The 12,185-nt window shown below is 68.7% G+C and carries 6 protein-coding genes; all 6 read right to left on the minus strand.

Annotated elements, in window-relative coordinates:
* Positions 1–816 precede the first annotated feature (816 nt).
* Positions 817–1,515 (minus strand): restriction endonuclease, encoded by a 699-nt coding sequence (locus V2J85_RS14165; protein ID WP_330821761.1) that lies wholly within the window; start codon positions 1,513–1,515, stop codon positions 817–819.
* A 160-nt stretch (positions 1,516–1,675) separates the two neighbouring features.
* Positions 1,676–3,937, minus strand: coding sequence for a DEAD/DEAH box helicase (locus V2J85_RS14170; RefSeq protein ID WP_330821762.1), 2,262 nt, complete (start codon positions 3,935–3,937; stop codon positions 1,676–1,678).
* Between the two features lie 122 nt (positions 3,938–4,059).
* On the minus strand, positions 4,060–5,094 hold the full coding sequence (locus V2J85_RS14175; RefSeq protein ID WP_330821763.1) for a hypothetical protein: 1,035 nt from the start codon (positions 5,092–5,094) through the stop codon (positions 4,060–4,062).
* Positions 5,091–8,444, minus strand: a complete 3,354-nt coding sequence (locus V2J85_RS14180) for an SMC family ATPase (RefSeq protein ID WP_330821764.1) — start codon at positions 8,442–8,444, stop codon at positions 5,091–5,093. The genes V2J85_RS14175 and V2J85_RS14180 overlap by 4 nt, the downstream gene beginning before the upstream one ends.
* A 39-nt stretch (positions 8,445–8,483) precedes the next feature.
* A complete protein-coding gene (locus V2J85_RS14185) occupies positions 8,484–9,653 on the minus strand; it encodes a metallophosphoesterase family protein (RefSeq protein WP_330821765.1) in 1,170 nt (389 codons plus the stop codon).
* A 74-nt stretch (positions 9,654–9,727) separates the two neighbouring features.
* A complete protein-coding gene (locus V2J85_RS14190; protein WP_330821766.1) occupies positions 9,728–11,497 on the minus strand; it encodes an ATP-binding protein in 1,770 nt (589 codons plus the stop codon).
* Positions 11,498–12,185: the final 688 nt, after the last annotated feature.

Here is a 12,185-nt window from a genome sequence, read left to right on the forward strand (position 1 = left end):
GGAGAGCCTGTCGGCTCTTGAGTTGGCCTGGCGGCCAACTACGGGCCTGACGGCCCGTAAAGTGACATGTCGTCATGCCTGACGGCATGACTGTGTGTTGACTATTTTTGGCCCTGACGGGCCAACAGGGATAGTTGGAGCCCGGGGCCTGGCGGCCCCGCTGTGACGTGTCTGAAGGCGTCATGCCTGGCGGCATGGCTGTGAGTGTCTGTGGGGTGGTGAGGTTCCCTGCCCTGACGAGGCAGGGAGTTGGTTTTGTATCGGCGCCTGCGGCGCCGTGATGTCGTAAGGGTTTGTTAGACAGTTATCCGGTTCCCCTCCCCTCTTGGTGTGCCGGGGCTGGATGGGCCTTGGCCCTGATGGGCCGACAGGGTGTAGTAGAACGAGGCTGGGTGACACCTCGGCATGCCTGACGGCATGTCCGGTTTCTTGTGGTGCTCCGCTGTCGCGGAGCGCATCTTCGTTGTTTTTGGGGGCGTTGTCAGACCCTGCATGTGGGTTCAGGGAGTTGTTGGCCCGTCTGGAATGGCCCGGAATACCACTGGTGGGGTGTGAGAGGGGGATGAGCTGTGGACTGGCGCACCAACCTGCCTGCGCCCCTGCATCTCGCCAAGAGCTCTGATGAGGAGTATCCCGCTCCGTCAGCCGGAGGGCAGAGCGAGTAGGCATGGTGACGGCGAGGCGCGGCGACTTCCAGGCTGATGCCAGCGCAGCTGATGGGCTGTTGGCTGCTGCCATGCTCCGCCGGCTCAAGGTGGGCGGGACCGGTGCACTGTGCTGTCCCCTAGATGCCGCAGAGCGCCCGGCAAAGGCTGGTCACTTGGAGTACGTCTGTTTCCAACGTGCTCGGTGGCGGGATTCTCCCTGTCCGCGTCCGTTGACTTTGGCCAGTGACAGGAGCGATGTCCCGTTGTTCCATAGCCCAAAGAAGTCGCGGTGCACGGTAAGGATGTGGTGGTCGACCGCGAACGCCTCGGCCTGGCGGCTGAAGCGTGTGGTGGCGACGAAGATGGCCACATCTGCAGAGAAATGCACCTTCGCCCCCAGCAGATCGCGTACTTCGCGGCTGGCGATCGTCCGGTGGGGTGCGTATCGCTTGCCCTGGATCACCATGGCCCGGCCGTCGGGCAGCCGGCCGAGCACATCGGCTCCGTTGTCTCCGGCCCCGCCTACCGAGCGCACTTGTGTGCAGCCGTCACGACGGCATAACTCAGCGACCAATTCCTCGAACTGAGTGCCGGACATGGTGTCGACTGCAGCCAGCGTTCGCTGTCCCGCTGCGATCTGTTCTTGTTGTCTCCAGACGGCGTCGCCACTGCGCAGCAGCTTGTCGGTGCGCCATAGTCGCCACACCATCCAGCCGACTCCTGCGGCGGCAAGCGCTGCGCCGATATACGGCCAGATCGCCGGGCGTAACAGGGCCAGCAGGACCAGTGCGGCGAGCACGCTTGCTGCTGCCTTGTAGCGGGCGGTGCGGCGTCTGCGGACAGTGCTGCTCTTGCGCTTGGCCGCCATGTACGCCCCCTCTTGCACCGGCCAGATGGATTCTCCCCTGCTGTGCAGTGTGGGCATGCCGAGCGGCTCCGCTAGGGCGCAGTCAGGCCATTGGCTAAAACCTCGCTGCCTAGCCCGCTCCAGGTGTCAGCCCGTCCTCCTCAAGGGGTACGTTCACCGGCTACAGGCCGAGTTCGGCCAGCGCTGCTTGCCTGTGCGGGCTGAGGCTGGAGCGGCGGCGGCGCAGGTTGCTCAGCCACTGGCCCAGGCGCACGGGGTCGCCTTCGATCTTCTCGATGTGGCGCTGGGGGACGTTGAGATGGCCTTCCCTCTGGCGAAATGCACGTGCGGCGGCCAGCCCGCGCTGGAAGGCACGCTCGCGCGCCGGCAGGGGGCTCTCCGTTGCTGGGGAGGCGGACGTGACGGGCAGGTCGAGGAGTCCCGACTCCTTCAGCAGGCGTCTTTGTTCTGGGTGAAGGCGGTCGGATCGGGCACGCTGGGCCTCAAGCCACCTCCTCTGTGTCTGGGAGGGCTTCCCGTCGTGTTCCAGGCTCTGGCGGGCGGCGTGGTAGGCCCGCTGCCAAGTGATCGGCCAGGGCGGGTTCCACCACCGGTCCAGGGCAGTGAGGGCAGCAGCACGCTGGTTGGTGAGGGTCTCGGCGCGGGTGCGTTGGGTGGCCAGCCAGCGGCCGAGGGGGAAGGCGTCATGGACTTCCTCGACGGGGGCGGCGAGGTGGCCGTGGCGGGCGGCGTAGGCGGCGGCGTGGGCCAGTGCCCGGTCGAAGGCCTGCTGGCGGGGGTCCCAGATGATGCCGAGGCGTTCGAGGGCGTGGACGCGTACGGTGTCGAGCGTGCCCTTGGTGTGCAGGTGGCGTTGCCAGGTGAGCCAGCGTCCCAGGGGGTAGCTGGTGGGGTCTTCGTAGGTTTGGGGGACGTCAAGGTGGTGGTGGGTGTGGCGGAAGCGGCGGGCCGCTGTGAGGCCGCGGCGCCATTCGGCGCTCTTGGGGGCCAGGACGCGCAGGGAGAGGGCGAGGGCGACTTCTTCGGCCTGGACAGGGCGGTCGAAGCGGAGCCAGGCCTCGGGGTCTTCGGGGGGTGTGGTGAGGCGGTGGGTGCGGGGGTCGGACAGGCGGGCTTCGAGGCGGTCGTCGTGGGCTCGTAGGGCCTGGATGGTGCGCCACAGTGGGGTGTAGGCGTCGGCGCCGAGGAGGTCGTCGGGGTCTTGGTCGGGGGTGAGGTAGACGGGGACGACGAGGGTTGCTTTCTTGCCGGCGCCGGGTTGTTGGCGCAGGGCGCGACCGACGGCTTGGACGGTGTCGACGGGGCTGTTCTTGGGGTCGGCGAAGACGACGGCGTCGATGGCGGGTACGTCGATGCCTTCTCCCAGGACTCGGGCGTTGGAGAGCACGGCCGGGATGTGGGGGTCGGTGTGGGAGGCGAACTCGAGCAGCATGCGGCGGCGGATCTGGGGGGTGTGGCTGCCGCTGATCCAGTCCGCCCATAGGCCGTCGGGTTGCAGGCTAGTGGGGAGGGTGGCGGCTGTGTCGGCGAGGGTGGTGGCGAAAGCGCGGGCGTCGGCGACGCGGTGGTGGAAGGTGAGGATGCGGCGCAGCTGGTGGTCGTGGATGGCGCGTAGGGCGGCGACCTGGCGGCCGGCCAAGCGCAGTCCGTCGACACCGGCGCCGGGTCCGGTGGCGAGCCAGTCGCGCAGATCTTGGTCGGTGACGACGGGGACGAGGATCTGGTAGTCGGCCAGGAGGCCCAGGTCGATGGCGTCGGAGAGGTTGAGGTGGTAGGCGACGGGACCGAACAGGGTTTCGTCGTCCATGGAGGCCACCGTCTCTACTCCGTCGCCGTCCGGGGCGTCGTCGGGGTCCCAGATACGGGGGGTGGCGGTCAGGTAGAGGCGGCGGGCGGCCGGGAGCTGGTCGTCGTGGTGGACGGCGGCCCAGGCCTTGCCGAGGCGGCCTGCGGTTCTGTGGGCCTCGTCGACGACCACTAGGTCCCAGGGGGGCAGGTGGTGGTCGCGGTGGGCTGTAACGACGGCGGGCAGGGAGGCGTAGGTGGCGTAGACGGTGACCGGGCCGGGGCGGTTCGGGACGGTCAGGGTGGTGAATTCGGCGGGGTCGGTGGTGAGGGGAACGTCGGCGCCGAGCGGTTCGTGGTCGAGGGCCTGGCGTTGGGAGCACACGGCGATGGCGCTGCCCTTGCGGCCGGCCAGGCGCCAGGACCGGATCGTCTGGGACAGCAGGTCCAGTGTCGGCAGCAGCACTAGAACCCGTCCGCTGGGGGCGATGCGGGCGGTGGTGCGGGCGGCGATGAGGGTCTTGCCGGTGCCGCATGCGGCGATCACGCTCGCACGGGTGTGCTGGCCAAGGGTGCGGGTGGCGGCGGTGACGGCGTCCTTTTGGTGGGGGCGCAGTTCGAGGGGTGCTGTGGCCATGGGGGGTGCCGCTCCGGGGAATGAACTGGTGAGGCGGTCAGGGGGGCGTTGCAGGGAGATCTTCTCGGCGGTGTGGGCGGGCAGGTGGTTTTGCGGGCGTGGAGCTGGCCGGTGTGTGCGGCTCAGCCTGCGGATGCCACGCGTAGGGCGCGGCTGAGCAGGATGGGGTTGCCCAGGTGGCGGCGTAGTTCTCTCTCCAGTCCGGCGACTGGCACTAGGTTCTGCGGGGCCCGGGTGTCTTTGTACTCGATGCTGGCGTACCGCGGCAGGAGGGCTTGGGAGAGGTTGGCCAGCTCGATCGCCGCGGACGCAGGGATGTCGGCGGCGCATTCCAGCCGCACTACCCCGGCCCACGGGGCGCCGGGTGTGCACGGTAGCCGCAGGTACCAGGCGTGGCGGTGCCAGGAGGTGCCCATCAAGAACACCGGGCTGCGTTCGCCGGGGGCCAGGGTGGCGATCATGGCGTGTAGGTCGGGCGGCAGGTAGGCGGTGCGGTGGGACTTGATGAATCCCAGGGCGCGTGGCAGGTGGGTGCGGCCGCGCAGCGGGCCGTCCACGACCAGGAGGTCCGAGTCTTCGGGGACGCCGTGGCCGGTCAGGGCGGTGCGGGCATGGGTGGCGACGAGGACTTCGAGATCGGTGAGTTGGCGTTGTAGCGCCGTCGAGAGCAGCACTGCGAGGTTCTGGTCTTGGTCGTCGGGGGTGATGGTGGCCTTGTAGGTTCCGGCGGTGGTGGGCACGTCGGCGGCGTTGGTGGCGGTGGTGAACAGTCCACGCCGGTAGTCGATGGTCAGCAGATGCGCGCCGCGGTCGGGGCAGCAGCACACCGTGCCTGCCGCGTACGAGGCGCACAGCGCCATCCGGGCGTCCCGGACTGCGTTGCCGGGGCTTGTGGCCGGTTCGGCGGATGGGGGCTGTTCGATCCAGATGCGGGCCTCGACGCGGCGGACGCCGTCGACGAACAGGACTGCGCCTGGGGCGGATACCTGGGAGGGCGAGATGGGCTTCCAGTCGGCCGGGGGGAGTTCGATGTGGGGGGTGACCTTGGCGGTGGAGTCGCCGATGCCGTTCTCGGTGTTCTCGACGCTGGAGCCGTAGGTGGGGTCCCAGCCGTCGACGTGGAACCGCATGCGGGTGGCTTGTGCTGCGCTGGTCATGTGCCCTGCCGGGTGACGGTGGAGCTGCGGGTGTCGCGCTGGACGCGGAACTGGACCGGGATGTGTTCGGCGAGTGCGGTGACGTGGGTGATCACTCCGACCATCCGCTCTCCCTGGGCAAGGTTCTCCAGAGTGTCGGCGACGGTCTGGAGCGAATCGGCGTCGAGGGTGCCGAACCCCTCGTCGAGGAAGATGGACTCCAGTTTCGTGGCGCCGCCCAGGCCGGCCAGCTGGTCGGAGAGGGCCAGTGCGAGGGCCAGGCTGGCCTGGAAGGTTTCGCCGCCGGACAGGGTGCGCACCGAGCGCGAGGAGTCGGCGTCGAAGTGGTCGATGACGTAGAACTCGCCCTTTTGGTGGCTGAGGTCGAAGCGGTCGCCTGACAACTGGCGCAGTGACTGCGAGGCGCCGGCGACCAGGGTGTCGAGGGCTGAGTTGGCGAGCCACTGGGGGAACTTGTTGGACCGCATCAGCTGGGCCAGCTCGGCGGCTACCTGTTGCCGGGTACGAGCGGCGTCGATCTTGTCTCGTATCGAGGCGGCGTCGGCGAGGCTGCGTTGGATCATTTGTACCTGGCCCCGGGCGCGTTCGGCTGCGACTGCCACCATCCGTGGGGCCTTTGCGGCACGCCCCGGGCCGTCGCCGAGGTCGTGGGGATCCAGGTCGTTGTCGCGCAGGAGTGCCTCCAGGCGGCTCAGGAGCTGCTCGGCTTCGTCGTGGGCAGTCTGGGCGTCGGAATCTGCGCGCACGGTGGCGGCCTGCCGGTCGCTGACCCCGAGGCCGGCCCAGCCGGTCAGGATGGACCAGGCGGCGGCGAGGTCGTCGGTGTCGAGGCTCGGTGGATTCAGCGCCGCCACCGTATCCCGGCCGGCTGTCAACACGGATCGGGCACTCGCGGTGCGCTCTTGCCATTGCTCCTGCTCGGCCGCCGCTGTCTTGGCTGTCTTTCGTGTGTGGTTGGCGTCAGCGGTGGCTGCCTCCACGGCCGCCTCAAGGCGGGCGCATTCCTCGAAGAGGGCCGTCAGGTCGTGTTCCGGCGGTGCCTGGTCCAGGAGCGCCTCGAGTTCGCTCAGGCGGTCGGTCAGGGTCGTCTTCTCCAGGTCGGCGGTTGCGGCGTCCCGGACGGCTGTGGTGTGAGCAGCCTGGGCGTCGACGTGCGCGCGGTCGGCTGCATCCAGCGCAATGGCCGCGCCCGAGTGGGTCTTTTCGGCGTCGGCTGTCTCGACTGCGGCGGCTGCGAGGTCGCGTTCTGCGGTGGAGGTCCGGGTGCAGGCCCAGGCCTCCAGGTCGGCCCAGGCCGCGGTCAGGTCGTCGGTGTCGACGGCCGGCGGATCGAGAGCGGCCACCGTGCCCAGCGTCGAGTGCAGGGTGCTGCGGGCCCGGTCGAGTTCTCGCTGCAGCGCGGCCGCTGCCGACGTGGCGGAATCGTGCGCAGTCTTGGCTTTCTGTACCGCGTCTCGGGCCTGCTGCTCCTCAGCGGTCAACTGGTCCCGGGATGCGGTGAGTTCGTCGAGCTGGGCGCGGTCGGCGTTGCAGTCGCGGTAGGTGCCGGTGGGGCGGTCGGGCAGCAGCGTGCCCAGCCTCTTGTCGAGCAGGGTGCGCTGGGTGGTGAGTTGGTCTACGGCTCGCTGTTTGTCAACGACCGTCGTCTTGGCGTCCTCGTATTGGGCCAGCAGGTCACGGTGTTCTTCTGCGGCAGCGGCCCGCGCCGCCTCGGCTGCGTGAAGAGCGGGGTCGGACAGCGGCGGCGGGAGGGTGGTGACGTTCTGCTCGCAGACCGGACAGGCGTGTCCCACCTGAAGCTTGGGGCGCAGCTGCGCGGCACCGGCGAGGGCGCGGGCCTCGTCGACCGTGGACATGGCCGCGTTCAAGCGCGCTTGCGCGCCGGCCACCGCCTCCGCGGTCTGGCTGGTCGTCTCGACACAGTTGTCCAGTTCGCCAGTGGCGTCCGTGAGCACGCCGATGACGTCGAGGAGTTGGTCGAGTGTCTGGTGCGCGTCCGTGAGCCGGCTGCCGTCGCCGGCGGCGGTAAGCGCGCGGGAGGCCTGCTCGTGCCGGTCGCGGGCCGTGGCCAGCTGCCCGGCGGCGGCTTCGACGTCGTGGGAATGAGCTGCTGCGCGGTTGGTCAGGTCGGTGATGCCGTCGGTGGTACGGACGGCATCCAGCAGTTGTCGGCGACGCTGCAGTTTCTCGTGCGTCTGCCGGGCTTGGTCGCGGCGCTCACGGGTCTCCTCGGCGCTGCCGCGGGCCTTGGCGACGGCGTCCTTCGACGCTTGCAGCCGTTCTTGGCACTGCGTCAACTCTCCTTGGGCGCGCTCCGCATCGGCGATGACGCCGTCGCGGCGCCCAGCCAGACTTGCCTTCTCGGTGTACCGGTCGCGGGTGACGGTCAGGTCGGAGCGCTGCGGGCCCGACTGAGCCTCCTTGGTGGCGTCGGAGAAGATCTGAGCGGCTGCGTCGGCGGCGTCACGGGCCTGCCGGGCAGCTATCTGTGCCTGTGTGGCCTGACCTTGCAGCTCTTCGATGCCGTCGGGGGTGCGGATGGAGGTCAGAAGATCGGTTTCGCTGCGCAGCTTGTCGGCTCGGGCGCCGGCCTCGTGCGCGCGGGTGTGTGCCTCGGTGACACGAGGCACGAGTTGGTCGACGGTAACGGTCAGCTGTTCAAGCATGGCAACACGCGCCTGTGCGGCGGCCTCGGCTTCGGCGGTGGCGTCGGCATGCCGGCTCAGCTGGCCTTCGAGGACCTCGATCTCCTTGGCTTCTTGGTCGGCCTGGGCGCCGGCGCGCTTGCCGATGCCTTCGTACTGGGAAGCGCCGAGGAGTTTGAGCAGGATCTGCTGCCGGTCGCTGACTTTGGCCGACAAGAACCGGGCGAAGTCGCCCTGGGGCAGGACGACGCACTGGCAGAAGTCGTCGAAGGACAGCCCGAGCAACTGCTCGATGAGCGGGTTGAGTTCCTTGATCTCCCCCGCCAGTACCTCCGGCTGCGGTCCGTCTGCCTCGACGGTGACTGCGGTGGGGTCGGTGAAATGCACCAGGCTCACGGCCTTCTGCTGGATCTGCCGGCCGATGCGGCGGACCTCGCGGGCGACCTGGTAGCGCTGCGATCCGACGTCGAAGGTGAGCGAGACCGTGCAGCGGTTGCTCGTGGGGGCGAGCGCGTAGGAGATGGCGTTGCTGCGTCCCCACCGGTAGGCCGACCCGTAGAGGGCGAACGTCAGCGCGTCGAGGATGGTGGACTTGCCCGATCCGGTGGGGCCGACGAGGGCGAAGTAGTCGGTGTCGGTGAAGTCGACCACGGTGGGGGCGCGGAAGCCGGCGAAGCCGTTGAGCTCCAGACGAACGGGACGCATCTGCAGGATTCCTTTTGGGCGGAGTGTGGGCCTGGGGCTTCAGGGACGGGTGGTCGAGCGGGTCAGGTCGTCGTGGAGCTGGTTGAACAAAGCCGTGACCCGGTCGTCGCTGACGCCGACGCTGTGGCAGTAGTCGGCAAACAGCTGCGCAGGCGTCTTGACGGGCTGGTCGACGCTGATGCCCGCCGTGGCGCCGGTATCCGCATGATCGGGGTGGATCAGGATCTGAAGGGCGTTGGGGAGGGCTTCGTGCAGGTCGTCGCGCATGCCGGCGTAGCCGGGCTGGGTGACCACGAGCCTGAGGTAGTCCTCGCCGTAGCCGGCGGGGTCGGCGGTGAGCTGGGCGACGGTTCCCTCGACGGTGCGCAGTCTGCGGCCGGCAGTGACGGGAATGTCGGTGATGTTTGCGGGGGTGCCGGGGGACGCCTCGACGAGGCAGGCGACGTGGGTGTTGTTCTGCTCGCCGAAGTCGATGGCGTAGGGGGAGCCGCTGTAGTGCACCGGGCAGGCGGCCGGGATCTGCTGCCGGCGGTGCAGGTGCCCCAGGGCCACGTAGTGCGCCTCGGCGGGGAAGATCGCGGCGGGCACGTGGTATTCCATGATCGATTGGGCGGGCCGCTCTCCGCCGCCGAAGGTGCCGCCGGTGCAGGTCAGGTGGGCCATGATGATGTTGACGGCGTCCGGGGTGAACGCTCCCGTCAGATTGGCCAGGACATCACGGACGAGCTGGTCGTATGCGCCGACGTTCTGCGGCGGGGTGTTGGCGATGATCTCGGCGGCGCGGACGGCGTAGCGCTGGGAGAGGAACGGCAGGACAGCGACGTTGACGTGCTCGTTGGTGGACTTGGCGCGGAAGGTGTGCACGCCGCCCTTCGCTGCTGGTCTGGCCTGTCCGTAGACGTGGATTCCGGCGACGTCCATCAGTGGCTTGTAGGCCTCGAACGTGGCGCCGTGGTCGTGGTTGCCGGCGATGAGGATGACCTCGATGTTCTGCCTGGCCAGGTGGAGCAGGGTGCGCACGACGAGCTTCTGTGCGTCTGCGGTCGGTGCGACGTTTTCGTAGATGTCGCCGGCTATGAGGACGGCATCGACGTCGTTGTCGAGAGCGATCTGGGTGATCTCTCGCAGGACGCGAGCCTGGTCCTCGAGCCGGTTGCGGCTCTTGAGGGTTTTGCCGATGTGCCAGTCGGAGGTGTGAAGGAACTTCACGGGTGGGTCCTTTGCGGGTGGCTGAAGCAGAGCGGCATGTCGCGTTGGTGCGCCGGGGAGTGAGGTGGCAGGCGTCAGTAGGGCGGCTCGTCGATGGCCCCGTCGTCGGTGTCGTCAGGCCACGGATCGCTCTCGGGCCGAGGCAGCCTGCTGAAGGGGTCCGGTCGCGCCGCGCTGCCGGTGGCCTGGCCGGCTGCGCGGGTGCCGGTGGTGAAGGTGGGGTCGGCGACTTCTGAGAGCCGGGTGGCCCAGGCGGGGAAGGGGAATCCGACTGCCAGGGGCACCGGGATCTCCGGTTGGGAGACGAACATGGTGCCGGGTCTGGCGAGCGTGGCGCGCTGGCGCTGTGAGGGGGGCAGGAAGCCGTACTCGGGGCGGCCGGCCTCGGCAGTGTCGAGCCTGCCGACGATCTTGATCGAGGAGTTCGACACGATACGCCGTTCCACCTCGGAGGCGGTCTGCTGGGCGCCGATGAGGATAATGCCGAGCGAGCGGCCGCGTTCGGCGATGTCCAGCAGTACGTCCTTGATCGGGGAGGATCCCTCGCGCGGCGCGTACTTGTTGAGCTCATCGACCATTGTGAACAGCAGCCCGCCCGGGCCGGCTTGCTCCTTGCGGTCGGTCTCCGCAGCCAGCACGACACCGACAACGAACCGTTGGGCCCGTTCCGGCAGGTTGTGCAGGTCCACCACGGTGACCTGTTGCTGCGAGGTGTCGATGGAGTGCGCAACCGGGCGGTCGGTGCTCGTGTTCAGGTCTCCGCGCAGCAAGGGCCCGAGGGGCCTCTGGGACGACCGCAGCCGCCGCACGAACGCGTTCACCGTGCCCAGGCCGATGGCCGGGCCCGCCCAGTCCGGGCGGGTGACGTCATCGGTGACCTTGTCAGAGATGAAGTCGATCATCTCCGCCCAGGTGCGGAGGGTGGTTCCGTCGATGACGACCGCGCCGTCATTCCCGGCGGGCTGCGCTTCGCGGCGCAGCCGGCTGGTGACCTGGTGGACGACGATCGTGTACTGGTTCTTCTCGTCTTCGACGTCGGCGAACACGTACGGGAGCAGCTCGCGTTCGCAGAACTCGGCCAGGGTCCACCAGAACGCGGTGACGCCGCTGGTCCTACCGGTGACGTGGGGGCGGCCGGTGGTGTCGCCAGGCAGCGGCGGGGCGTAGAAGCCGGCCGAGGCGAAGGGGCGGGCGGGCAAGCCGAGTTGGGCGTACATGGCGCGCAGGGTGTCGTCGAGGCGGGCGTTGGGCTGGTCGACGAACAGCAGGTCCTCGCCCTTGACCGAGAAGATCAGGGCCTTGGCGTTGACCGCGCGGGCCCCGAGGGCGCCCGAGGTGAACAGCGAGTGCATCAAGAACAGCGCGAAGCTGGTCTTGGTTGCCACTCCTGAGATACCCGAGATCGATACGTGGGCGCCGCGGGTGCCGTCCAGGAACTCGAGGTTGAGATAGATCGGTTCGCCGTCGCGGCCGATGCCGGCGGGGATGCGCGCGTCCATCCGGTCGAAGTACAGCGCGGCGTCCCGGGCGGTGCCCGCGGCCCGGGTGGCGACCTCGCCGGGGCGTGGCGGGACGTAGCACTCGGGGTCGACTCGAGTGGTTGTGACCTCGGCGATCTCCTGCACGGTCGCCGGCAGGATTCCGTCGGCGATGAGGAACACATCCGAGCCGAACGCGGCACCCTCGTGACGGGCGACCACTTCGGTCACCACACCGGAGGTGACGATGGTGCCGCGCCCGGGTATCTCCCGGCGGGTGCTGACCACGTCGTCGAGCTGCAGGTAGGCGTCAGGGGAAAGAGCAACGTGGAATTTCAAGGGAGTGGAGTCCTCAGTGCCTGCCACCTTGCCCACCTCGTCTTCGGCGTCGCCGCTGGTGGGTTGGGCTGCGAACGACCGCTGGCCGGTCACGGGGGGAGAACTACGGCCGAATACGGTGTTGTCAGCGCCGTGAAGCTCGGCGTCGGTATCGCTCATCGGCCGTTCCCTGTCTCGGTCTCACCGTGTCGGGCACTACCGACTGACGGTAGACATCGTTTGTCGAGGCACCGAACTATCGGGTGGTTCTGTGAGTACAGACCGTAACTAACGGGATGCCTGCGAGGGGAGGTTTTGCGATAACGGAGAGGAGAAACGGGGCAAGCCGAGAGCCGTGCGCTGACGCAAGCCGGAGCACATGGACGAGAGATCATGCCTGCCCAACGGGCCGTAGGGGCCACGAAAACCTGCAGGGTGCTGTAGGGCATCTGAGCGGCGCGTTGCGGCCATGGACTATGTCTCGACAACGCTGATATTGGGTGTGCCGAACTCACGGCGGACCAGCTTCAGCCGCTACATGGCCCGGGGCTGAGGGAGGCGGGGCCTGCGAGGTTTGCCTCATCTTGTGGCACGTGCACTGGGCCGTGGCATGCGGCGGGAGGACGACAAGCGGGGCGACGGCCGCGATGGTGCGCGCGGGGTGGATCGATCAGGCGAGGCGGATGGCCGGCAACGCCTTGTCGCGGGCTGCTAGCAGCCACGCTCGCGGCTTCAA

This window comes from Streptomyces bugieae, assembly GCF_036352915.1.
In the GTDB taxonomy this organism is placed as follows: Bacteria; Actinomycetota; Actinomycetes; order Streptomycetales; family Streptomycetaceae; genus Streptomyces; species Streptomyces endophytica.